Genomic DNA, 23,409 nt, shown 5'->3' with positions numbered 1-23,409 from the left:
GCAAGTTAAAATAAATACTGTGTATTAATACAGGTGTTTTGTCATGACCCTCGATCTTTTTGAAGACTCCGTGCCGCCGCCGTGGCGGGAACAGATTGCGCCAGGCGCGGTGGTGATGCACGGTTTTGTGCGCGATCACGGCCCAGAACTGCTGGCGGCGGTGCATGGGGTGATTGCTCAGGTGCCCTGGCGGCACATGACTACGCCGGGCGGTCATGTGATGTCGGTGGCGATGAGCTGGTGCGGCAACGGCTGGAGCAGCGACAGCCGCGGTTACCGCTATTCGGAGCGCGATTCGCGCAGCGGCAAACGTTGGCCGCCGATCCCGGATATCCTGATGGCGCTGGCGGATGAAGCGGCACAGCAGGCGGGCTTTGCCCCGTTTGTACCGGATTCCTGCCTGATGAACCGCTACGATCCGGGCAGCAAGCTGTCATTGCATCAGGACAAAGACGAGCATGATTTCGGTTCGCCGATCGTTTCCGTTTCCCTCGGGCTGCCGGCGGTATTCCAGTTCGGCGGCATGCAACGTAGCGATCGGGCCCAGCGCATTCCTTTGGCGCACGGCGACGTGGTGGTGTGGGGCGGCCCGTCGCGGCTGTGTTTTCACGGCATTATGCCGATCAAGGAAGGCTACCATTCGCTGGTGGGGCCGCACCGTATCAATATCACCTTACGCAAGGCGCTTTAGCTGCGGCTCTTTCGCCAGGCAGGCCACCAGATAGTCGATAAACACCCGCAGCTTGGGCGGCAGGTACTGATTGGGGGCATACAGCAACCACAGCCCGCCGTGGTAACTGCTGAGGAAATCCCATTGCGGCAGCACCTGCACCACTTCGCCGTCGTCCAGCGCCTGACGGGCGGTAAAGTACGGCAGGCTGCCAATGCCAATGTGCTGTTTCACCGCATCCAGCCGCACGCCGGTATGGTTGGCGGCGTAGCGCCCACGTACGTTGACCGTCACCGTTTTCCCGGCCTGGCGGAATTTCCAACGGGCGTCGTTCGGCGTTTCACCCAGATAAATGCAGCTGTGCTGCGCCAAATCCTGCGGATGCCGCGGCGTTCCCTGCTGTGCCAGATAAGCCGGTGTGGCGCACAGCAGGTGGTCGATGGTCATCAGTTGGCGGCCAATCAGCCCAGGGGAAGGGCGTTCGGTGATGCGCAGCGCCAGATCGACCCGATCATCAATCAAATCCATATAGCGGTCTTCCAGCCGCAGGCGAACGTCGACTTTGGGATAGCGGCGTAAAAACGCCGGTATGTGCGGGTGCAGCACATAACGCCCCACCGCCTTGGGCACGCTGACGCTGACCAAGCCTTCAGGCTCTACTGCACCGCGCCCGCTGAACTCCATCACCGAGTGCGCGGCGTCCAGCATGCTGCGGCAGCGTTGAAATACTTCTTCGCCCTGTTCGCTTAGCCGCAATTTGCGCGTGGTGCGGTGTAGCAGTTGCAATGCTAACGCCTGTTCCAGTTTAGCCACGCTGCGGCTGGCGGCAGAGGGGGATGTGCCCAGTCGACGGGCGGCGGCGGAAAAACTGCCGCTCTCGACCACCTGGACAAACACGGCCATTTCGGCCAGCAGCGAATGAGAGAGATTTGTGCTCACAGCGCAAAGGTCCATTGTGTTATTGACGGATTATCCTTTGATTATGGCATGAATATAATGGGCTCTCTAATCAGGAGAAAAACCATGACCGAACGGCTTTATTATTATAGCGACGAATTACAGGGCGCAGCGCAGGTGCTGGCCTGTACCCCGATGGAAGAGGGTGGATACGCGATAGAGCTGGACGCCACATTGTTTCACCCGCAGGGCGGCGGACAACCGGCCGACGGCGGTAAGCTTGGCGGCATCCCGGTGCTACGCGTGGCGCAGCAGGGCGACAAGGTGCTGCATTTCACCGCCGAGCCGTTGGCCGCAGGGCCGGTGAGCGTGCAGGTTGATGGTGAACAGCGTCGGTTGCATACCCGTTGGCACTCCGCCGGGCATCTGATCGGCTGGCTGGGGGAAACCCGCGGCTGGCAACCGGTGAAGGCGCACCACTGGCCGGGCGAAGGGCGGATCACTTTCACACCGGGCGCTGAGCCACAAACGCTGGATCAGGATTTTCTTCAGGCGGAGCTGGCAAGGCTGATTGCGGCAGACCTTCCGCGCAGACAGGTGGCGGTTGACGGCCTGCGGCAGGTGGGATTTGGCGAACTGCCGACCTATGGCTGCGGTGGCACCCATGTGCCCTCGCTGGCGGAGCTGGGCGCGGTAAACATCACGGCGCTCAAAGTGAAAAAAGGCCAGTTGATTGTTCAGTACGCGCTAGATTAAAACGTCGTCCGGGTGGCTATTTCGCCGGCCCGGCCTGCCGCAGCATGGTGCAGAACGCGCACTGGCATCCCGCCTGCGGCAACGCCGCGCAGGTACCGATATTGACCGGTTGCGCGTCCATCGCGTGAAAACCGTAAAACATATTCTCCAGGCTGTTTTCCGCTGCGCGCGCCTGTTCAGGCCTTGGCTCGGGCACCTTGGACTGAAACGCGGCGGCCCGACCGGCCAACAGGCCAAGGAACAACAGCGAAAGCTGAATTTTCATTTTCGTCTCCCCGATGTGATTTCTGATACGTTATAACAAAACACCCATTCTGCCAACCGTCGCTGCCTTGTGCATTTTCCGCCATAGGTTAGCGAAATTAGTTCGTTCAACTCCCCGCCGATTTGGTTTGTTATCTAATCCATAACATTCCGAAATAAAGAAGGCGTGGCACACTATGTTTAAGTTCTCTTTCAATAGATTAACCAGCGGAATAACAGTGGCATTGGGCTTGACGGTGGCGGCTACTCCGGCGCTGGCGTCGGTGCAGGGCGGCACGCTGATCTACCTGGAACAGCAGGCGCACACCAACCTTTATCCGCCTTCCGGCGGCTTCTACCCCAACGGCGGCATCCTCAACCAGATCACCGACAAGCTGACCTACCAGAACCCAAAAACGCTGGAGATTGAGCCGTGGATCGCCGAATCCTGGAGCAGTAACGCCGACAAAACCGAATACACCTTCAAGCTCCGGCCGGGCGTGACCTTCTCGGACGGTACGCCGCTGGACGCCAACGCGGTGGCGAAGAACTTCGATACCTATGGCCTGGGCAACAAAGAGAAACGTCTGCCGGTCTCCGAGGTGATCAATAACTATGACCACAGTGAAGTGATCGATCCCTTGACCGTGAAGTTCTACTTCAAGCGCTCTTCGCCGGGTTTCCTGCAGGGTACTGCCACCATAGGGTCAGGGCTGGTTTCTCTCAGCACCTTAAACCGTAATTATGACGAATTGGGTGACGCGCGCCATATCATCGGCTCCGGCCCATTCGTGGTCAGTGCCGAAACGCTGGGGCGCGAAGTGGATCTCAGCGTGCGCAAAGATTACCGCTGGGGCCCGGCCAGGCTGACGCAGCAGGGGCGCGCCAATCTGGACGGTATCAAGGTGATCGTGACCGGCGAAGACAGCGTACGTATTGGCGCATTGCAGGCCGGGCAGGCGGACTTTATTCGGCAGATCCAGGCCTATGACGAGAAACAAACCCAGGATCAGGGTTTCACTATCTACGCCGCCCCAACGCGCGGCGTCAATGACAGCGTGGCCTTCCGGCCGGACAACCCGTTGGTGAGCGACCTGCGCGTGCGTCAGGCATTGCTGCACGCCACCGACAGCAAGCAGATCGTCGAGACGCTGTTCTCCGTTAACTATCCGCAGGCCAAATCGGTGATTGCTTCTTCCGCCGCCGGTTTTGTCGATCTTTCCGCCAAACTGAAATTCGACCCGGCGCTGGCTAACCGCCTGCTGGATGAAGCGGGCTGGAAGAAGGGCGGCGACGGCCTGCGTGAGAAGGACGGAAAAAAACTGTTGTTGAACGTTTATGAATCGCTGCCGCAACCGCAGAACAAGGCGGTGCTGCAGCTGGTTTCACAGCAGTGGGGCAAGGTCGGTGCGCGTTTGAACATTCTGGCGGGCGACGCCGGTAGCAAGGTGGCGGATAACCTGGATCCGCAGAAAACCCCGGCGGCGGTGGTGGAAGTGGGGCGGGCCGATCCGGATGTGATTAAAAGTCAGTTTTACCCGACCAACCGCGATGCGCTGTTACAGCAAGGCGGGACGGGCAAAAACAGCGCATTTAAAGATGACAAGCTGAACGCGCTGCTGCTGGGCATCGCTTCAGAGGTGGATGCCCAAAAACGCCTGCAGATTGCCGGCGAAGCGCAAAACTACCTGCTCGATCAGGCCTACGTGATCCCGTTCTTCGAAGAGCCGCAGGTGTTTGCCGGAGCGCCTTATCTCAAGGGCGTAAGTTTTGAAGCGGTCGGCCGCCCGAGTTTCTACGGCGCATGGCTGGAAAAACGCTGAGGAGACCATGATGAGCCGATATCTGGCAAGGCGTATCGGGCAGGCGCTGCTGGTGCTGTGGGCGACCTTTAGCCTGTCGTTTATCTTACTGCAGGTGCTGCCGGGTGATGCCATTCTGATTAAGTTTCAGAACCCGGACATGGGCCTTAGCCCGGCGCAGATCGCCGATATGCGCGCGGCCTATGGCGCCGATGTGTCGCTGTGGCAGCAGTATCTGCATGCGCTGGGCAACGTGCTGCGCGGGGATCTCGGCTATTCCATTCAGGCCGGCGTGCCGGTGACGGAGCTGTTGGCCACCAACTTGCCCGCCACGTTGCAACTGGCGCTATTGGGGTTTTCGCTGGCGCTGATCCTGGCGTTGGCGTTGGCCTTTATCTCCAATTTGACCCGCTTTGGCTGGCTGAGGTCATTGCTGCAGTCGCTGCCATCGCTGTTTGTCTCGGTGCCGACCTTCTGGTTGGGCATTGTGCTGATCCAGCTGTTTTCTTTTCGGCTCAAGCTGATCCCGGTGATCAATCCGGGGGAGTGGGAAGGGCTGATCCTGCCGATTGTGACGCTGGCAATACCGATTTCCGCCCCGCTGGCGCAGCTCCTGATCCGCAGTATCGACCAGGTACAAACCCAACCCTTTGTCGCCGTGGCCCGTGCCAAAGGCGCCAGCCGCAGCCGGGTGCTGTGGCGGCACGTGGCGCGTAACGCCATGCTGCCGGTGCTGACCATCGCCGGTATTTTACTCGGCGAACTGATCGCCGGTGCGTTGATTACCGAAACCGTGTTTGGCCGCAGCGGGCTGGGGCAACTCACCTTGCAGGCGGTGCTGAATCAGGACGTCGCGGTGCTGCAAGCGATCGTGGTGATTTCCGCCGCCGCTTTCGTCACCCTCAATCTGCTGGTGGATCTGCTGTTCCCGCTGCTGGATCCGCGATTGAAAACCCATACAGGAGCCGCCGTATGAGCAGTATCTCCTTTGAGAAATCCAGCGTGCCGGAGCGCGATCTGGGCGCGGTGGAAAGCGAAGGCACTTTGCCAACGCACCGTCCGCGCCGCCGTCGTGTACCGCTGACGCTGTTGCTGGCCTGGGCGGTGATTGCCATCGCGGTGCTGTGGGCGCTGGCACCGCAGCTGTTCACGGCCTACAGCGGCACCGAAGGCATTGCCGGGGCGCAGCGTTTGGCACCGGGGGGCGAACATTGGTTGGGCACCGATCAACTGGGGCGCGACCTCTATGCGCGCATTGTTTATGGCGCTTCGCAGACGCTGTCCGCCGCGCTGGTGGCGGTCGCTTTAGGCCTGCTGTTGGGCACCGCGCTGGGGCTGATTGCCGGTGCGGTGGGCGGCATCGCGGATGACGCGGTGATGCGCCTTGTCGACGTGTTGCTGTCGATTCCCGGTCTGCTGCTGTCGTTGAGCATCATTATTTTGCTGGGCTTCGGCACGGTTAACGCCGCCATCGCCGTGGGGATTACCTCGGTGGCGAACTTTGCCCGCCTGGCGCGCGCCGAGGTGGTACGGGTACGCCACAGCGATTACGTCGAGGCGGCCTATGGCAGCGGCGGTACCTTCTGGGCGGTGCTGTGGCGGCACATTTTGCCGAACTCGTTAACCTCGGTAATTGCCTTCTCGGCATTGCAGTTCGGCAGCGCGATTCTGGCGATTGCTACCTTGAGCTTCCTGGGTTACGGCACGCCACCGCCGACGCCAGAGTGGGGGCTGCTGATCGCCGAAGGGCGCAACTATATTTCCACCGCCTGGTGGCTAACCACCTTCCCGGGGCTGGCGGTCGTGGCGGTGGTTCTGGCGGCCAACCGCATCAGCCGCGCATTGGGGAGAACGCCAGTATGAGTATTCAGAGCGCATTACAACGGGCGAGCGCCACACCACCGGTACTGGAGCTGGAACAGGTTTCGATCGCCTATCAGGGCGCGGCTGGCAATCAGCGGGTGGTGCATCAGGTGTCGTTTGCCATTCAGCCTGGGGAAGTGGTGGCGCTGGTCGGCGAGTCCGGTTCCGGCAAAACCACCACCGCGCAGGCAATCATTGGTTTGCTGACGGAAAACGGTCGCCTGGAGCAGGGGGCAATACGGCTGAACGGCACCGACATCAGCCACTGGTCATCAAAGCGTCTGGATGCGGTACGCGGGGCGCAAATCAGTTTGATCCCACAAGATCCTTCCAGCTCACTCAATCCGGTGAAAACCATTGGCGATCAGGTGGCAGAGATCATCAACATTCACCGTCGGCTGCCGCGCAAGCAGCTGCAGCAGCGGGTGGTGGCGTTGTTGACCCGCGTCGGTTTGACGCATCCGGAGCTGCGGGCGCGTCAGTATCCGCACGAGCTTTCCGGCGGCATGAAACAGCGGGTGTTGATCGCCATTGCCATTGCGCTGCAACCGGCGTTGATTATCGCCGATGAGCCGACCAGTGCGCTGGATGTCACGGTGCAAAAACGCATTCTCGATCTGATCGACGAACTGCGGCAGGAGTTTGGCACTGCGGTGCTGCTGGTGACCCACGATCTGGCGGTGGCGGCGGAACGCGCCGATCGGCTGCTGGTATTTCGCCATGGCCGGGTACAGGAGCAGGGAGTGACTGCCGAGGTGCTGCGCGCCCCTGCCAGCGACTATACCCGCCGGCTGTTTGCTGATGTGCCCTCATTGAGCCGTGCAGTGGTGCCGCAACCCGGTCACCGCACGCAGGAGCTGGCGATCCAGGTCAATGGGCTGGTGAAAGATTTCCCCCTGGCCGGTAGCGGTGGCAAAACTTATCGGGCGCTGGACCAAGTGTCGTTCAGCGTGCCTGGCGGCACTACCCATGCGCTGGTGGGGGAGTCCGGCTCCGGTAAAACCACATTGGCGCGCTGCCTGCTCGGTTTCCAACGGCCGGACGCCGGGCAAATCATTATCGACGGCGTCGACTTTACGCGCTTGAAGGGCGAAGCGCTGCGCCAGTTCCGCCGCCGCATTCAGCTGGTGTATCAGAACCCATTCGGTTCGCTCGATCCGTCCCAGACGTTGTATCAGGTGATTGAAGAGCCGCTGCTGAATTTCGAGCCGCTGACCCAGGCCGAGCGCTATCGCCGGGTGCGAGATTTGTTTGAACGCGTGGCGCTACCGAACGAATTGCTGAGCCGTAAACCTCGCGAACTTTCCGGTGGCCAGCGACAGCGGGTGGCGATCGCCCGGGCGCTGGTGCTGCAGCCGCGGGTACTGGTGCTGGATGAAGCCACTTCGGCATTGGATGTCACGGTTCAGGCGCAGATCCTGCGGTTGCTGCAGGATTTGCAGCAGGAATTGGGGCTGACCTATTTATTTATCTCACACGACCTGGCCACGGTCAGGCAGATTTCCCACAGCGTTTCGGTGTTGCACCGCGGCGTGCAGGTGGACAGCGGGGCGACCGGTGAGCTGTTCGCCATGCCGGGCAGCGATTACACACGTCAGCTGATTGAAGCCATTCCCGGCCGTCAGCTTTATGCCGAACAGCCCCAGATTGAGGATGCATTCTATGAGCAGTAAAAGACTCGGTTTTTTCACCCGGCTGCTGGATCAGGGCAGTGCGCAGCAGCGTTATCGGCTGGCGACCGAACAGATCGTGCATGCCGAACGGGCCGGCTTTGACAGCGCCTGGGTGGCGCAGCACCATTTTCATGAGGACGAGGGCGGCCTGCCTTCACCGCTGGTGTTTCTGGCGCAGGTGGCGGCGCGAACCCGCCATATCCGGCTCGGCACCGGGGTGATCACGCTGCCGATGGAGTCTGCGATTCGGGTGGCCGAAGACACTGCGGTGCTGGATCTGCTGTCCGACGGCAGGTTGGAAGTCGGTATCGCTGCAGGCGGCACGCCTTCTTCGTTCAGCGCCTTCGGTTTCGACGCCACACAGCGTCACGCGGTGTTTGCCGACAATTTCAGCACCCTGCTGCGAGCCTGGCGCGGTGAGGCCCTGGGTGGCGAAGATAACCGCCTGTATCCGGCGGCACCGCAGTTGGCCGAACGGGTCTGGCAGGCGACCTTTTCGGTGGAAGGCGGCGAGCGCGCCGGGCGGGCCGGTGACGGCCTGATGCTGTCGCGTACTCAGCCGCGCCCGGCAGATGCGCCGGATTTGCCGCTGGACGAATTGCAGAACCCGATTATCGACGCTTATCTGGCGGCGCTGCCGCCTGGCATTGCGCCGCGTATCATGGGATCGCGCACCGCATTGGTAACCGACCATGGCCAACAGGCGCGGGACTTTGCCGCCAAAGGGTTGAGCCGTGGACTTGATCGCCTGCGCGCCAGTGGCCACCGGCCGTCCGACGAGTCGCTTGATGGGCTGATCCGCGCCTTTGACGTGCACCTTGGCACCCCGGAGCAGGTGATTGCTTCATTGCAAAAAGACAGCGCGCTGGCGCGAGTGACCGATCTGGCATTCCAGGTGCACTCTATCGATCCGCCGCACGCCACCATCCTGCGTTCTATTGAGTTGATCGCCCGCCACGTTGCCCCGGAGCTGGGCTGGCAACGCCGCAATCCCGCATCCGTCTCCTACGAACATCACGCTGAGGAAAAGGTATGACTGCAACATTGCTCTCTAAAGATTTGCTGGCTGAGCTGGCAGAGATCGCCCCCAATTCTGCATTGGCTCAGGCCAGAGCTACCCGACAAGCGGCGACAGATGCGATTCAGGCCAGCTATCTGGCGCTGTTCTCCCCCGCTGATGCCGGCGATTTCCCCGTCGTGCAACGGTTGCAGCTCGCGCAGCGCATCAGCGAATGGCATGCGGACAAGCTGCTTGCTGCACACTACGGCACCTTGTTGCAGCAGGAGAGGGGCGTTCAGCCTGGCCCGCATTTGCAGGCAGCGTTCGATCACGCCGAAAGGCTGGCGTTCAAACCCGCCAGCGCCGACGCGCAGCATTTGCAGGCATTGCAACAGGCCGGCTGGTCGCTGGACGCTATCGTCACCCTGTCGCAGCTGATCGCCTTTGTTAGTTTTCAGAGCCGCTTGCTAACGGGTTATCGGCTGCTTGAAGGAAAACCACTCGAAAGCTCCGGCGGAGCACCCGTCAGGGCTGGCGGTTGGCGTACCGAATCCGTGACTCTTGGCGGCCGCCACGCACCACCGGTGTTTACCCGCCAGGAACTGGGTTGGGAGCCCTGGATTGCTGCCAAGCCGCTGGCAGAGTTTGATGAGCAAGGCCAGGCGCTTTTGACGCGCTTCGGGCACAGCGACTCGGATTACTTCCGCCTGCTGGCGCGTAACCATCCGGTGCTGGAGCAGAGAACGTTGGCGGATCGCGCCATTTTCTACACGCCGGGTGGGTTGGAACGTAAGGATCGCGAGCTGGCGGCAACGGTGGCCAGTAAGGTGAATGGCTGCATCTATTGCGCTTCGGTGCATGCCCGCAAGGCGGCGCAGTTGTCCAAGTATACGGATGAAGTACAGCGCCTGCTGGATGTGGCCCCGGGCGGCATTTTGAGTGAGGGGCAAGGGGAGCCGTGGCGGACGCAGATAGACTTCACCGCTGCGCTGTCCGCCACGCCGCCGCAGGTCAATGCCGGGCATCTGGCGGCGTTGCGCGAGCAAGGGTTGGACGAACTGGCGTTGCTGGATCTGGTGCAATCGACCGCGTTCTTCGCCTGGGCCAATCGGCTGATGCTGACGCTCGGCGAGCCTTTCGACGATCTATAAATAACCCTCAGCACAATCCATGTTAATGGGGCGAAAGTATGCGCCCCTAGGCAATTAAAGAATAATTATTACCGTTCCCTACAGGTTTTTAACTCGGTTAACAAATCCACACACCTCTTTTCGTTAACATTACGAAGAATTCAAAATGCAATAATTGCCCATGTTCATTAATGCTCAGATACTCAGCCCTACAATAAATCTAATGCGGTCAGGACAGTTCTGTTCGGCGCAAATACATTTTTACAGGGCAGGGATACGATGGGCAGTTTTCTTAAGCAGGTGTATCGTTATTCTCATTCACGGCCTTATCGGCACAATGAAAATCTCTGGCCCTACGTAAAAATCGAACGTGCAGACAGCGGCGAGATTGCCGAATTACATTATAAAAAGCAGACTGTTCCTATAGTGACGCTGTCAGCTGTTAAAGACAGCTGCAAGGGGCCCATATTATTGACCGCTACGGGGCCGTCGGTGAACGCCATTCGCTTTAGTGAACTGCCTGAGATGCCGGCCATCGGGGTCAATGGGGCTTTTAGTCTGAGCCAAAAGGTTAACTTTCGGTTTTATGTGATTGTCGATATGGGGTTTATCGATCGGCGGCCGGATATTATCGAAAACATTATTCAGGCGCCGGATTTAATCCTTTTTACCACGGTTCACGGCGTGGCGAAAATTATTGATTGCTTCACCCTGGCAGGCGTCAAATGCCGGTTTTCAGTGGTTGAGGACGCGAGCTGCAAAATTTACAGCCCCCAAATTCCTCTCTCGGCATTGTGGGACCATTATCACAAAGACCGCAGCGTTTTTTTCTCGCCTGGCAACAAAACCATCGGCTTCAGCCACGATATTCGACACGGAGTTTTTGATGCCGGCACGGTAGTGTATTGGGCTTTTCAGATCATTGCCTTTCTTGGGTTTAAACAGCTATTTATTGCCGGGCTGGATATGAATAATTTTAATTTGCCGCGTTTTTATGAAACTAATGAAAATAAGTTGCCGACATTTTTGCCGGAGAAGGTCGATGACCTGATTATTCCGGCATTTAGCCATGCCGGTGAGAGAATGAAGATGAGAAAAATGGTGATTAGAAACTTTTCATTAAACAGCGCAATAGATACCGGTATTTTTGAAAAGGTTGATAGTAATGATTTTTTCAAAAATAATTGAGTTCACCGAACGACTCTCTTTTTACGCCATGCTGGCCTTTTCTTTTTTTAGCGCCATTTTTTGCGGTTTTACCCGGGTCAATAATTTATTCCACATCGCGGCATTCTTTTTTCTGCTGACGCTGGCCACACGCCCCGGAGTTCGCTCGGCCTGGCTTAACCGGCGTGCCGCAAGCGCGGGAATGGCGCTGGCAGCCTGCTTTCTTGCCTATTATGCCGTCAGCAATCTTTGGGGCGGCACGCCGGATGATACGGCATCTACCCTGACGCACGGCGTTTATATCCTGCTCTATCTGGCCTTGCTGGTCACCGTATTGGAAAGTCCGGAGCGCAACCTGCTGCTTTGCGCCGTGATCGCCGGCATCACGCTGCTGTGTTTGTATCTGGCGTGCGTTGATTTCCGCGAAATTTATACTCTCCGAGAAACTTCCGGAGCCAACCCTGGCCCGCGCAACGTGATCGACCTGGCCGGCTATGCGGCGTTGGGCATCATTCTAAGCCTGATGGTGTTCCGTGATACCGGGAAGAAAAGGGCGCTGTCAGCGATCCCGTTGTTGTTCGCTTTTATGGTGTTCACCCAAAGTCGCGGCCCCCTGATGGCCTTATTGGCGGCGTTGGCGTTAACCACCTCCTATCTGGCGCTGAATAAAAAATCGCTGCTGGCCATTACGGCCGCGGTGTTATTTGCCGTGGGTGCAGTGCTGTTTTCACCAATCGGTGAAATGTTGATTACGCGTTTTGAAGAGCTGTATCAACAGAGCTTTGTGCGGATGAGCATCTGGCGGCACAGCCTGTTGCTGGTCGAACAGGCACCGTTCTTTGGCTATGGCTTTGATAAGCAGCTGACCTTTACCAATTACACCGGCGAGTTTATTCATACTACCCATAGCCTGTATTTGGGAACGTTGCTCAAAGGCGGGTTGGTGGGGTTTTGCCTGTTTGCCGCTTTATTGACGTTTGGCGCACAGCTGGCCGTGCGTCATCTCCGGGCCGGTCGCCGCCTGGAAGCGGCTTTGTACCTGTTTATGCTGATTTTCTACTGTTCACAGGGCATGTTTGTCATCGCGAACCCAGCCGAGTTTTGGTACCTGTTTTGGTTCCCGCTGGCGATGGTCTTTGCCCAGCCTCCGCTGATTAGCCCACCGGCGCGCTAATTTTCAGCGCGTTCGTCACTTTTTCAAACACCTCATTTTCAGTGATGATGCTGAGCGGCTGTTGGCGTTGCGCGGCATTGAGCTTTTGTTCATCCACCGGGACGTACATCACCTGATGCAATTCACTGTTTTGATAGGGGCCGGTGTGCTGTGGATTGGCGGTAACAAACAGGCTGACGGTCGGTGTTTTCAGGGCGATGGCCAGGTGCAGTGGGCCGGTGTCGCCGGTGACCAGCACCTGCATGTTCGACATCACCGCCAGCAGTTGCGGCAGGGTGGTTTTGCCAATATGGCTGACCACGCGCAACTGCTCGGCTGCCGTCAGCCCCGCCATAAACGCCCGTTCAATAGACAGTTCTTTGGGGCTGCCGATTAATTCAATCTGGTGGTGCGGCGAAGCTGCCAGCAGCAGTTTCGCCAGACGAATAAACTGCGCGACCGGCCAGCAGCGCAGCGTTTCAGAAGCGCCCATTTGCAAGCCGATCGAAATTTTTCCTGCGGCTTTAGCCACTGGCGAAAACTCGACAGGAATAAACATCTCGGTGTTGTCGCTTTGGCAGCCCAACTGAGCCACCAGATCCAGCTTGCGTTGAATCAGATGGCCGCCGGTGCTGCGGCTCACGCCACACAGCCAGGGCTCCATGCCGGTGGCTTTATTACCGTAAGCGTCTTTGAAGACATATTGGCAACCGGCAGTAATGGCGACCATCACATCATAAGGGGATTTGGAGTGCAGGATAATCGCCAACTGAGGCCGGTGTTGGCGCAGTTGGCGAATAACACCGAGCATGTCTTTCGCTTTATGATCCCAATAAATAACCTGATTAAAGCAGCGGCTGGTCGCGACCAACTGTTTGTTCTTGTGGCTGGAAATCAGGGTGATGTTTGCTGCCGGGTAGCGTTCACGCACCGCGCGGATCGCCGGCGTGTTAAACATCAGGTCGCCGAGGGCGCTGGTGGAAAAAATCACGATGCGTTCAAAAACCTGCTCAGGCTGAAAATGGGCCTTATCCTTAAAGTTGCCACCCAGCCGGGTATACATCCGCAGGCCAAGGTTGGCCGCCGCTATTTTCCACTGTTTTGACATCTTGTTCCGCTTTGGGTTGATGGGTATGCCGATCTGAACCCTGGCATCATATGACGTTTGTTGTGGTGGGCCAATGGGCGGCAATATCTTGCTACATATGCTTGCGCAACCTTGATAAAGGGGCAGCAAGGCTGCCCCTGGGCGGCGTCAGTTTTGCCAAACCTGCGGGCTGCGCGGCGTATCCATTCGGTAGTCTGAATAGGGACGAGTGAATATCTCGCGCCCCAGCTCGCGGGCGGCTTGCAGCGGGTTACGCGGATCGCGGCTGATTTCGCCCCGGCTGTTGCCCGCGCCATGAACCAGCCCGACGAATTCGGAATGCGAATAGCGGCTGAACTCCTGAATTTGATGCACAATCCCCATCGCGGCACCGGGATAGGTTTCCTCCGAGGCTACCGCCAGCCCGATGCGTTTGCCGCTCATACGCTGATGCACCTGTTCCGCATCGGGGTAGGCGCTGGAGTAGTAGCTGAAAGAGCGGTCGAAAAAGGCTTTGGTTTGCGCCGACATGCCGTACCAGTAAAGCGGGGTGCAGAACACCGCAGCGTCCGCCGGCAGAAAATGCTCAAGGAACAGTTCGCCATAACGGTCGGCAGGCCGGGTGGCGTGGCGCTCATCCACCAAAAAACCGTTGATGTAATCGTCTAAAAAAAACAGGCTGGCGTCGGTGCCGGCTTCCGCGGCACCCGCCATGATGGCCTGCGCCAGGGTTGCACTGTTGCCGTCGCGACGTGGGCTGCCAACCAGGACGATGAGTCGTTTTGACTGATGAGATGAATTCATGTCGTTCTCCATTGATGGGGGTGTAGAACACGAGAATCAATTTAGGGTGAATAAAGCTGTGGTGACAAATGACGGCTATTCTTTCAGGATGAGTTCAATTCATCTGCAGGGAGCCCTGACCATGTTTGCCTCGCTGCCGGTTACCGCATTGCGCACCTTTGAATCCGCCGCCCGGCTGCGTAGTTTTAAACAGGCGGCTTTGGAGTTGGCGGTGACGCCGACGGCGGTATCGCATCAGATAAAAGCGCTTGAGCAGCAGCTGGGTTTTGCATTATTCGATCGGATACCGCGGGGCGTGCGGTTGACGCCAAAGGGCGAGCGTTTGTTCGCCGGAGTGCACGGCGCATTGCTCGACGTGGCAACGGTGCTGGATGCCCTGCGACCGACGCCGAGCGCGGGGTCGCTGTGCGTTTCCGTTACCCATTCCTTCGCGGCGCTGTGGTTGGTACCGCGCCTGGGGCGTTTTTATCAGGCCTATCCGCACTATTTGGTACGCCTGGAGGCCTGCGCTGAGGTGATTGATCTGCAGCAGGACGCCAGCGTAGACATCGCTATTCGTTACAGCAGCGCAAACTACCCGCAGTTGTATCAGGCGGCGCGGCTGGAAGAGAGTTTTGGCGTTTACGGCGCCCCGGGGTTTTGTGCGGCGGAGCAACCTGCACCAACCTTGATCACCGTGCGCTGGCGGGATTCCACCCTCTACGAAACCCGCTGGCGCGATTGGTGCCTGGCTGCCGGGGTCGATTGGTGGCAGCGCCACACGACGCTTCGGGCCTATGACGAAGAGCATTATGCGCTGCAAGCGGCGGTAGCCGGGCAGGGGTTGGTGCTGGCGAGCTCGGTAATGGTGTCCGATCAGGTGCGTAATGGCTTGCTGGTACCCTATCGGCCGGATATTCGCGTGCCGGGATCGGCCTACACCGCGTTGTGTGTACCCGGGCGTGAACGGCACCCGCCGGTACGGGCATTCCTCGACTGGCTACAGCAGGAACTTGGCGGCTGATGAACAGCACAAAATAAAAGTTTTTCTGGCGTGCGGCATGGGAATATTGGATAAATTTGGTATTCCATTCCCATGAGAGAGATGTCCATGAGCCAGCCAAGAGTTTCCGATCACCCGATTGATGCGCAGTTTATTGAACGCTGGTCGCCGCGCGCGCTGGCGAATGATCCTATCGACGATACGACCCTGTTGAGCTTCTTCGAAGCGGCACGCTGGTCGCCTTCGGCGTATAACATCCAGCCGTGGCGCTTCGCTTATAGCAAGCACGGTTCGGCCAGTTGGGACAGCTACCTGGACTTCCTGATTGAATTCAACCGCGGCTGGGCGCAGCACGCTTCGGCGCTGGTGGTGATCATTTCGAAAACGACCAGCCTGAACGGCGAGAAGGAAGTGGATAACCCAAGCCATTCCTTTGATACCGGTGCTGCCTGGGCCAATCTGGCGCTGCAGGCGCATCTGAAAGGCTGGCTGACCCACTGCATGGGCGGCGTTCACCACGATAAAATCAAGGCTGCGCTCAACCTGCCGGATAACTATCAGGTGCATGGCATGGTGGCGATCGGCAAGGCGGGCGACAAATCCCTGCTGCCTGAATTCCTGCAGCAAAAAGAGATCCCTTCAGGGCGTTTGCCGCTGGAGCAGACGGTGGTGGAAGGGCTGAACTTTACCCTGTAATCGCTTTTTCTGAGACTGATCCGGCCCGCAGGGTTCCCTCTGCGGGCTTTTTTATTGCCTTGCGTAGATGAGGTAAAACTTTGTGAGTATGTCCATGAGTGCGATGATCGCTATATAATATTTTATATAGCGATTGTTGAAAATTAGGGGAGGGTACATGGACAATCACTTCGGTAAGGGGCTGATGGCCGGGTTAGCCGCGCGGGACGCCAAGCCTGCTGCGCAACTGTCCCGTTTCTGTTGTGACTACAAACGTGGCTTTGTATTGGGCTATGCGCACCACCTGGCGGAAAGCCTGGGTGACGAAAATCAGGCTGCGTTCGAGGCCGGCTTGCTCTGCCGGGCTTACGATCTTAACGGCGAGATGATGAGTGAGTTCTTCACCGGCGGCAGCAACCGCCTGGCCGAAAAGTTTTTCTGCGCGGGGTACAACCGGGAAGGATAACCTTAAGCACCGCCACGCTTTGGCCTGAGCGACTCAGGCCTTGTTCATCACCACCACCAAATAGATGCAGAGTTCAGCGCTTTCATTCTTGAACACGCAGTCGGTCGGTGGGCCAAGTTCCAGGCAATCGCCCTGGTCCATTTCATGGCGGGTTTCGCCTTCCTGAAACACCAGCGAGCCGGACAAAACCCAGATCAATTGCCGCATAAAGGCATAGGCCGAAGCCGGCATGGGGATCGCGGCCCCGGCGGGCAGTTCAATGCGCACCAGATCGAGCGGCATATCCGACTGCGGCGACACATGGCGACGCACGTAGCCGCTGTCGGGATCGACCCACAGCGGTTGATCCTGCTTACGCATCAACCGGCCTTCCTGCGTTTCCGCCCGGGCGATCAGTTTGGACATGCTCAGACCGAACGCGCCGGAAAGCCGCCCCAGCAACATCGCCGTTGGGCTACTGTCGCCGCGTTCAATTTTGTGCACCATCGCGCGTGAAACGCCGGCCCGTTCCGCCAGATCGGACAGCGACCAATGGCGTGCCTCACGTTCGATGCGGATCCTCGCGCCGATGCGCTGATTTAGGTTGTCTAATTTATTATCCATATCGTAGTATGATAGTAGACGGTCAACCAAGAGGTCAACATGCTTATCCGTAACGCGACTATAACCGATAGCGCAGGCATTGCCGCTATCTATAACGACGCCGTGCTGAACACCACGGCAATCTGGAATGAACTTAGCGTCGACGAGGCAAACCGCGCCGCGTGGATAACAGAACGGCAGGGGATGGGCTACCCGGTGCTGGTGGCGATTGACGCAGCGGGTGAGGTAATGGGCTATGCCTCATTTGGCGATTGGCGGGCGTGGGACGGCTATCGACACACCGTCGAGCATTCGGTGTATGTTCGGCGAGACAGCCGCGGCGGCGGGGTAGGTAAAACGCTGTTGATTGCGCTGATTGAGCAGGCGCGGGCGATCGGCAAACACGTGATGGTGGCGGGCATTGAGTCCGGCAACCACGCGTCTGTGCAATTGCACATTAATCTGGGCTTCGAAATGGTAGGTCGCATGAGCGAAGTGGGTGCCAAGTTTGGCAAATGGCTGGATTTGACCTTCCTGCAGCTGAAGCTCGACGACGCCAACGCCCCACCAAAGCGCTAATGGCACAGCGAAAACCGAGATCTCTATGAATATCATGCTATTGCTGCTGGTTGCGGCCGGTGTCAGCCTGGTCATTCAGAACCTGTTGATGGTGCGCATTACAGAGAGCGTGTCGACGGTGCTGATTACGCTGGTGATCAACTCCAGTGTTGGCCTGGTGTTGTTGATGGGCCTGCTGTTTGCCAAAAACGGTGTCACGGCTCTGGCCGAAGTCACGGGTTCCCTGCGGTTGTGGATGTTGTTACCTGGCTTGTTGGGATCGTTTTTTGTGTTTTCCGGCATTTTGGGTTACCAGAAGCTGGGGGCGGCAACCACCATTGCCGTACTGGTTGCCAGCCAGTTGGTGGCGGGATTGATGGCCGATATTTATAAGGCCGGGCCGGCGGCAATGCGTGAAAATTTGCCCGCGCTGCTGGGGGCCGTGTTGCTGGTGATTGGTGCTTTTCTGGTGGCCAGAAGAAGTTTTTAACGCCTAAAGAGCCCGCCCGGTTTCCCCCCGAACGGGCCTGCTTATTTATTCGATCAGAATGACAGGGTCATACCGGCGTAATACGCGCGCCCAGGTTCGTTGTAAGTTGATGCCCCTTGGTTCTCGCGGTATAGCTGTTTATCGAACAGGTTACTGATACCGGCATTCAGGCGCAGATCCTTGGTCAGATCGTAATTCATGCCAACCGCGGCCACGGTGTAAGCTCCCACTTCATTGGTCGCCAGCGAACCGACTTCATTACGTATCTCGGCATATTCGCGGGGTTTCTGACGACCATAGAATGTCCAGGTGAGGTTGGTCGAGAGTTTGTCGGTTACCTGATAATCCAGCATGGTGTTAACGGTGTATTTCGGGATCACGGAAAGCGGGTTCCCGGTATCCTTATTTTCCGATGTGATCATATAGGTGGCGTTGGTACGCCAATTCAGCCGATCTTTCACTACCGGGATCACCAGGTTGCCTTCTAGCCCTTCCACCACCGCCTTGCCGCCATTTTCCCAACGCAGAATGTTGTAGCCGTTAGAGGCGTAGCCCACCAGATCGGTCCCGGAAACGATTTTGTTTTTATAATCGTTACGGAAATAGGTAATACCGGCGTTGAACCCTTCATAGGTGAACTCCAGGCCGACTTCTTTGTTGATGCTGACTTCCGGATCCAAGTCGGCATTGCCCATCAGGTAGCAGCTCCCCGTCGCAATGTTGTCCGGGCAGCCGTTGCCGCGGGTGGCCAGCAGGTAGCCTTCGCTGGACTGATACAGGTTTGGGGCTTTGAAGACGCGGGCGATCCCGGCTTTCAGTTTGAAATGGTCGCCAAGTTCCTGCGAGGCATTCAGGCTTGGGCTCCAGTTGCTGCCGAATTTGCTGTGATAATCAAAACGCATGCCGGGGATCAGCAGGGTGCCGGGCAGGACTTCGATATTATCTTCGAAGTACAGGGCGCTGAGTTCTGCGCTGTTTTTGGCGCTGCGTCCGGAAGGATCGCCGGAGATATCGCCGATGGTGACGCCGCTGGCATCGGTGACCTGCATAGAGGCCGGATCGTCGAGCTGCTCACGGTTCCACTCGGCCCCCAGGGTCATGGTTTGTTCGAACCACAGGTTGAGCGGCAGCGTCACTTCACCGGTGGTTCTGACATTTTTCAGCCGACTGGTGTTGAATTGGTCGCTGTTGATCATCCCTTCGACACGCCCGGTAGAGCCTTCCTGAAGACGGGTATTGTTGGTTTTTTCGTAGTAAACGCCGACGCGTGACTGGCCCCAATCCCAGATGCCGTTATGGGTGATGCCGTAAGTCTGGCGATACAGGCGGTTGGTTTCTTGTCCGTACAGCGACGAAACCAGATCGTTCGGGCTGAGATTACCGTTGCTGTACTGGGTATCGCCGGCGTAGATATTGCCTTGGCGGCTATAGCCCAGCTCAAAATCGAGGATCTGCGTCGGGGTCATTTTCCACGAGAACAGGGCGTTGACGTCTTTGTTGCGTACGCCTTCGCTACCGGCAGCATAGGAACCGTTTTGCGCGGTGTTGATATCCGCCGCATCGGCGTCGGTCTTGTTAAAGTTGCCGTACAGGCGCATGGTGAGCGCGTCGCCGGCCAACGGGCCGCTGAGGCTAAAGTTGGTGCGTTTCGTTGCGCCTTCCTTGTCGTTTTCAGGCTGATTGGTAAACAGCGACAGGCTGCCATGCCAGTCATTGGTGGGGCGTTTGGTGATGATATTAATCACGCCGCCGGCGGCACCGGAACCGTAACGCGCCGCCGCAGGCCCGCGCAGCACTTCGATGCGCTCAACCATTTCCGCCGGCACCCAGTTGGTATCGCCGCGGGTGTCCCTTTCGCCGCGCCAGCTATAGCGAACTGAATTGCGCGACGTGGTGGGGACGCCGTCGATTAAAATCAGCGTATTTTCCGGCCCCATGCCGCGTATATCGATCTGGCGGTTATTGCCTCGGCTGCCGCTGGCGCTGTTGCCGGTCAGGTTCACGCCGGGCATTTTGCGGATGATGTCGGATAAATCGTTGACCGGCGGATCCTTGGCGATGTCCTCGGCGGTAATAATGGAAACGCCAGGCTGCTGTTTTAATTGTTCTTCCGCCGGCGCCAAAACTACCATTTCCTCACTTTCCGCTGCCAAATCATCGGCAGCATAGCCGCTCCCGCTAATTAATCCCGCCAGCAAAATCGCGCCTGGTTTCAATTTGAAAGAGTGTGTGTAAATCATGCATCTTATCCCTGAAAGTATGTGCAAATATTATTGAATAATTATGATAACGATAACTATTCTCATTTATTGTAAGGAAAGTGCAAATTCACAATATCTCCACAATGTCGTTTCGGGCGGGGTGTGTTTTTATCTGATTGATAAATTTATATTTAAAAAATTTTTCTGATGGTGAGCCTAAGTGGCGCAGGGCAGATGTAAAGCTAAAGCCCGCCTGGTTTTCCCCAAACGGGCCAGATAAAAAAGGAATTAATAGGCGAAAGCGGCCCGATGTTTGCGGATAAACTCTGGCCAACGAACCGGCTCTTTGCCGGCAATTGTCGGGAAGTTGTCAAAGGTTTCTTCAACGCCGGGAATATCGCGTTCGGCAATGCGGCGCAGATTGTCGCCAACGCAGTTCATATAAGCCATTTCGGCGCCAGATTGCCGCATGTTCTCCAGGAAAATCCGGTAATCGAGCGCTTCATAGCGAAATGGCTGGCCCAGTATTTCCGTCAACATGGCCGCAATCTCGCCATAGGATTTGGCGTCATAACCCAGTCGATAGGTTTTGCCCGCATGCTGTTCAGGGTGCAGCAGTGAACAGGCTGCCGCCAGCGCGACGTCTTCGCCGTCGACCCAACTGAAGGGAGCATCACCGGTGTATTGCTGAATGACGCCGTTGACCACCGCGGGAATGCCACCGTAGCCGATCAGATTTTGCATAAAGCACTCCGGCCGCAAATGCGTAAAGCTGAAACCCAATGCCTCAATATAACGTTCGATCAATTGATGCCAGGCCCAGTGAGCAATGGTGGTGTCGTCGCGGCCACAAGCACCGAGGTGCACAATATGCTGCACCCCGGCCTGTTTCGCCTTATCGAGAAACACCTTGCTCTGGCGCAGCATGTCGACGGTATAGCCGGTCGCCAGAAAGGCGCGGTCAATACCCTGCAGCGCCGGCGCCAGCGTTTCTTCTTGATCAAAATCCATAATGACGGTGTTGATGCCCTGAGCGGTAAAAGGCTCGGCTTTTTTCGGGGAGCGTACCGCCGCCACCAGGGCAATGGTGGTGTCTGCCTGCAGGTTACGCAAAGTATCGCCGCCTATCTGGCCGGTGGCGCCGGTAATCAGCACCCTTGGTTTGTTTATGCTCATCAATAAACTCTTGTCATGGTCTGTGGTTGAATCGGGCCTGGCCCTGAGGATGTATTACCAGATCGAGTTTACGGGGAATAAATTTCCTATTTAGGCTATAAATTACCGAGTTTATGGAATTAAATTCATTAATGGTGACGGACTATGTTTTCTTCCGAACGACTCAAAGGTATCGATCTGTTTGTCTGCGTAGCCGATCTGGGCAGCTTTACGGCCGCCGCAGAACGCCTGAATTTGACCGGTTCCGCCATCAGCAAAGGCATTGCCCGTCTTGAAAGCCGGCTGCAGGTTCGCTTGTTTAACCGGACCACGCGGCGTCTCTCACTGACCGACGCGGGGGAAACCTTTTACCGCACCTGCACCAGCGTATTGGGCGAGCTGGAAGAGGCGGAGCTTGCCATGCAGGCTGAAAATGCCGAGCCACGGGGAAGGGTGCGTATCGATCTTCCTGCCGCCTATGGTCGTCTGCATGCTTTACCGGTGATCCTCAAGCTGATTGAGCATCATCCGCTGTTAATGCCGCATATTTCGTTTTCCGACCGCTTTGTCGATCCTGCGATAGAGGGGATCGATATTATTGTGCGTATCGGCGGCGCGGATATTTGGCCGAATACTTTAGGACACTGTTATCTGGGGGCGCAGCGGCATATTTTTTGCGCTTCACCGGCCTATGTGAAAAAGCGCGGCGTGCCGAACAACGAACAGGATTTGGATAATCACAGCTGCGTGGTTTACGGCGAAGGCAACGGTATGCTCACCCCCTGGCATTTTGCCGGCGTGCAGGCGAATAACAGCGAGAAAAGGGTGTTACCGGCGCGGGTGGCTATCGGCGATGCAGAAGGGCAGCTTACCGCGGTTTTGGCCGGGCACGGCATAGCGCAGTTGCCTACCTGGTTGGTGAAACGGCAGCTTGCAGAGGGTTCGCTGGTGGAGGTATTGCCTCATCTGGCAACCGATGGATTACCGATTAATCTGGCCTGGCTCAAGAGCCGGCAGGCGCTGCCGAAAGTTCGCGCGTTATTGAAGATCCTGACTGACAACCTGGGGCCCGATGGCAGCATGACAGAGCGCACCTGAGGTTCGTTAGGCACTCAGCGACAGAAACATTCTCAGGAAATGGCGGCGGCGAGGTTGCGCAATTCCGGCAACACGCCCAGATTTTTCTCCTGCACGATATCCTGAAAAACTTTCAGGATCACCGCTTTGACTACGTCGGAGCTTCGCATCAGGTTCTGTTGTTCCATTAGGCTATTGACTTCAGCCAGCTGTTTTTTAGTGACTTTCATCGACAGCCGTTTGGATGCCTTGGCATTTGCCAGCTCGCTGCCTAACAGCGCTTTCAGTCCTTCCTGATGATAGTAGCCGGTGGTCAGCGCATGAAGGTAATACAGGATCAGCGTCTTATGAAAATCTTCGCCCAGTGAAGCATCTATTTTCTGCGTGGCGACGTTAAGAATATCGAGATAGTGCGCCGGAACCCGGACTTCCAGCGCCGACTTGCTTTGTTCAAACTCGCTTTTAATTTGCGGTGTGGATTGGGCAGGGACACTGACCACGGAGTCGCACTGGTTACAGACCGCGGCCAGAATATTCTTCACCGTGCCACGCCGATCGCTGAAGTCCACATCGCGTAAACGATAAGTCGCGATAGATTTCCCGCAGTGGTGACACAGAACGGCACGCGTATCGCCTTCTTTAACAATTTTCACTTTGAACTCCTTGTCGATTTATTGGTGCACGCTGATAAAGATGACGTCGGGTTCCATAAAATAAAATTTTACGTACCAGCAGCAACCGGACTTCCAGGGTTGAAGAATGTGAACGTCAGTAGCGGCATCCTGATGATGTGGACGGCACTGATATGCGTCTCCGGAAGTTTTCCTGATAAGTTCGATTACCTCGTTTTTATCAACCTGACCAGTGGCGAACAGATTCTTGACATCGATGTTGCCACGTACCTCATGGTCATACGCGCCTTGCTGAAGACAGCGTATAGCGAGCTTTTTTACGTCCCTGAATCCCATCTTATCTCCG

At 57.2% G+C, this 23,409-nt stretch carries 24 protein-coding genes; 16 read left to right on the top strand and 8 right to left on the bottom strand.

All coding sequences use genetic code 11. The annotated features are described in order from the left end of the window. Window positions 1-43 precede the first annotated feature (43 nt). On the top strand, window positions 44-691 hold the full coding sequence (alkB, locus tag H0S68_RS16125; RefSeq protein ID WP_020827704.1) for a DNA oxidative demethylase AlkB: 648 nt from the start codon (window positions 44-46) through the stop codon (window positions 689-691). Here the strand turns inward: alkB and H0S68_RS16120 are convergent. Beyond that, window positions 674-1,609 carry a LysR family transcriptional regulator gene (locus H0S68_RS16120; protein WP_020827703.1) on the bottom strand — a complete coding sequence of 312 codons (936 nt, stop codon included), beginning with the start codon at window positions 1,607-1,609 and terminating at the stop codon, window positions 674-676. The genes alkB and H0S68_RS16120 overlap by 18 nt on opposite strands. Before the next feature lie 84 nt (window positions 1,610-1,693). Between H0S68_RS16120 and H0S68_RS16115 the strand changes: the two genes are divergently transcribed. Continuing rightward, on the top strand, window positions 1,694-2,323 hold the full coding sequence (locus tag H0S68_RS16115; protein ID WP_048762548.1) for a serine-tRNA(Ala) deacylase AlaX: 630 nt from the start codon (window positions 1,694-1,696) through the stop codon (window positions 2,321-2,323). 16 nt (window positions 2,324-2,339) lie between these two features. Here H0S68_RS16115 and H0S68_RS16110 read toward each other — a convergent pair whose 3' ends face one another. Next, window positions 2,340-2,588, bottom strand: coding sequence for a hypothetical protein (locus H0S68_RS16110; protein ID WP_048762549.1), 249 nt, complete (start codon window positions 2,586-2,588; stop codon window positions 2,340-2,342). A gap of 175 nt (window positions 2,589-2,763) precedes the next feature. On the opposite strand from H0S68_RS16110, the gene H0S68_RS16105 reads away from it, so the two are divergent. The 8 genes from H0S68_RS16105 (at window position 2,764) to H0S68_RS16070 (ending at window position 12,375) form a co-directional block, all read left to right on the top strand. Beyond that, window positions 2,764-4,389 (top strand): TIGR04028 family ABC transporter substrate-binding protein, encoded by a 1,626-nt coding sequence (locus H0S68_RS16105; RefSeq protein ID WP_041414747.1) that lies wholly within the window; start codon window positions 2,764-2,766, stop codon window positions 4,387-4,389. Between the two features lie 10 nt (window positions 4,390-4,399). Further along, on the top strand, window positions 4,400-5,344 hold the full coding sequence (locus tag H0S68_RS16100; RefSeq protein WP_130016434.1) for an ABC transporter permease: 945 nt from the start codon (window positions 4,400-4,402) through the stop codon (window positions 5,342-5,344). Further along, window positions 5,341-6,231 carry an ABC transporter permease gene (locus H0S68_RS16095; protein ID WP_115058480.1) on the top strand — a complete coding sequence of 297 codons (891 nt, stop codon included), beginning with the start codon at window positions 5,341-5,343 and terminating at the stop codon, window positions 6,229-6,231. Before H0S68_RS16100 ends, H0S68_RS16095 begins: the two co-directional genes overlap by 4 nt. Then, complete coding sequence (locus H0S68_RS16090) at window positions 6,228-7,904, top strand: dipeptide ABC transporter ATP-binding protein (RefSeq protein WP_130016417.1); 1,677 nt, start codon at window positions 6,228-6,230, stop codon at window positions 7,902-7,904. Before H0S68_RS16095 ends, H0S68_RS16090 begins: the two co-directional genes overlap by 4 nt. Beyond that, the gene (locus tag H0S68_RS16085) at window positions 7,894-8,940 is read left to right on the top strand and encodes a putative FMN-dependent luciferase-like monooxygenase (RefSeq protein WP_130016416.1); all 1,047 of its coding nucleotides are present in this window, start codon (window positions 7,894-7,896) and stop codon (window positions 8,938-8,940) included. Before H0S68_RS16090 ends, H0S68_RS16085 begins: the two co-directional genes overlap by 11 nt. After that, window positions 8,937-10,055: an alkylhydroperoxidase domain protein gene (locus H0S68_RS16080; protein ID WP_130016415.1), complete on the top strand. Its 1,119-nt coding sequence runs from the start codon at window positions 8,937-8,939 to the stop codon at window positions 10,053-10,055. The genes H0S68_RS16085 and H0S68_RS16080 overlap by 4 nt, the downstream gene beginning before the upstream one ends. A gap of 258 nt (window positions 10,056-10,313) precedes the next feature. Then, a complete protein-coding gene (locus tag H0S68_RS16075; RefSeq protein ID WP_400826110.1) occupies window positions 10,314-11,222 on the top strand; it encodes a sugar glycosyltransferase in 909 nt (302 codons plus the stop codon). Next, window positions 11,200-12,375, top strand: a complete 1,176-nt coding sequence (locus H0S68_RS16070) for an O-antigen ligase family protein (protein WP_400826108.1) — start codon at window positions 11,200-11,202, stop codon at window positions 12,373-12,375. Before H0S68_RS16075 ends, H0S68_RS16070 begins: the two co-directional genes overlap by 23 nt. On the opposite strand, the gene H0S68_RS16065 is transcribed toward H0S68_RS16070, so the two are convergent. Together H0S68_RS16065 and H0S68_RS16060 are read right to left on the bottom strand one after the other, a co-directional pair. Then, entirely contained in the window at window positions 12,356-13,462 is a 1,107-nt protein-coding gene (locus H0S68_RS16065) for a glycosyltransferase family 9 protein (RefSeq protein ID WP_217331411.1), read from the bottom strand. The genes H0S68_RS16070 and H0S68_RS16065 overlap by 20 nt on opposite strands. A 147-nt stretch (window positions 13,463-13,609) precedes the next feature. Continuing rightward, entirely contained in the window at window positions 13,610-14,245 is a 636-nt protein-coding gene (locus H0S68_RS16060; RefSeq protein WP_198640059.1) for a flavodoxin family protein, read from the bottom strand. Window positions 14,246-14,366: 121 nt separating this feature from the next. On the opposite strand from H0S68_RS16060, the gene H0S68_RS16055 reads away from it, so the two are divergent. The 3 genes from H0S68_RS16055 (at window position 14,367) to H0S68_RS16045 (ending at window position 16,368) form a co-directional block, all read left to right on the top strand. Further along, window positions 14,367-15,248, top strand: coding sequence for a LysR substrate-binding domain-containing protein (locus H0S68_RS16055; protein ID WP_048762554.1), 882 nt, complete (start codon window positions 14,367-14,369; stop codon window positions 15,246-15,248). 87 nt (window positions 15,249-15,335) lie between these two features. Further along, on the top strand, window positions 15,336-15,923 hold the full coding sequence (locus H0S68_RS16050) for a nitroreductase family protein (RefSeq protein ID WP_020827689.1): 588 nt from the start codon (window positions 15,336-15,338) through the stop codon (window positions 15,921-15,923). Between the two features lie 157 nt (window positions 15,924-16,080). Then, a complete protein-coding gene (locus H0S68_RS16045) occupies window positions 16,081-16,368 on the top strand; it encodes a DUF2623 family protein (protein WP_020827688.1) in 288 nt (95 codons plus the stop codon). A gap of 33 nt (window positions 16,369-16,401) precedes the next feature. On the opposite strand, the gene H0S68_RS16040 is transcribed toward H0S68_RS16045, so the two are convergent. Next, the gene (locus H0S68_RS16040; RefSeq protein ID WP_116690177.1) at window positions 16,402-16,971 is read right to left on the bottom strand and encodes a helix-turn-helix domain-containing protein; all 570 of its coding nucleotides are present in this window, start codon (window positions 16,969-16,971) and stop codon (window positions 16,402-16,404) included. 39 nt (window positions 16,972-17,010) lie between these two features. On the opposite strand from H0S68_RS16040, the gene H0S68_RS16035 reads away from it, so the two are divergent. Together H0S68_RS16035 and H0S68_RS16030 are read left to right on the top strand one after the other, a co-directional pair. After that, window positions 17,011-17,529 (top strand): GNAT family N-acetyltransferase, encoded by a 519-nt coding sequence (locus H0S68_RS16035; protein ID WP_187961644.1) that lies wholly within the window; start codon window positions 17,011-17,013, stop codon window positions 17,527-17,529. Between the two features lie 25 nt (window positions 17,530-17,554). After that, window positions 17,555-17,998, top strand: a complete 444-nt coding sequence (locus H0S68_RS16030) for a DMT family transporter (protein ID WP_048762557.1) — start codon at window positions 17,555-17,557, stop codon at window positions 17,996-17,998. A 53-nt stretch (window positions 17,999-18,051) separates the two neighbouring features. Here the strand turns inward: H0S68_RS16030 and H0S68_RS16025 are convergent, their stop codons facing one another. Together H0S68_RS16025 and H0S68_RS16020 are read right to left on the bottom strand one after the other, a co-directional pair. After that, a complete protein-coding gene (locus H0S68_RS16025; RefSeq protein ID WP_410528836.1) occupies window positions 18,052-20,238 on the bottom strand; it encodes a TonB-dependent siderophore receptor in 2,187 nt (728 codons plus the stop codon). Between the two features lie 249 nt (window positions 20,239-20,487). Then, entirely contained in the window at window positions 20,488-21,375 is an 888-nt protein-coding gene (locus H0S68_RS16020; protein WP_129982406.1) for an SDR family oxidoreductase, read from the bottom strand. 144 nt (window positions 21,376-21,519) lie between these two features. On the opposite strand from H0S68_RS16020, the gene H0S68_RS16015 reads away from it, so the two are divergent. After that, window positions 21,520-22,452: a LysR family transcriptional regulator gene (locus H0S68_RS16015; protein WP_115058490.1), complete on the top strand. Its 933-nt coding sequence runs from the start codon at window positions 21,520-21,522 to the stop codon at window positions 22,450-22,452. Window positions 22,453-22,484: 32 nt separating this feature from the next. Here the strand turns inward: H0S68_RS16015 and H0S68_RS16010 are convergent, their stop codons facing one another. Continuing rightward, a complete protein-coding gene (locus H0S68_RS16010) occupies window positions 22,485-23,084 on the bottom strand; it encodes a hypothetical protein (protein WP_410528835.1) in 600 nt (199 codons plus the stop codon). Window positions 23,085-23,409: the final 325 nt, after the last annotated feature.

It is taken from the genome of Serratia sp. AXJ-M (genome assembly GCF_046531865.1).
Classification (GTDB): Bacteria; Pseudomonadota; Gammaproteobacteria; order Enterobacterales; family Enterobacteriaceae; genus Serratia; species Serratia liquefaciens.
The sequence above is the reverse complement of the archived record's forward strand: the minus strand, read 5'-3'. Positions and strand labels throughout refer to the sequence as shown.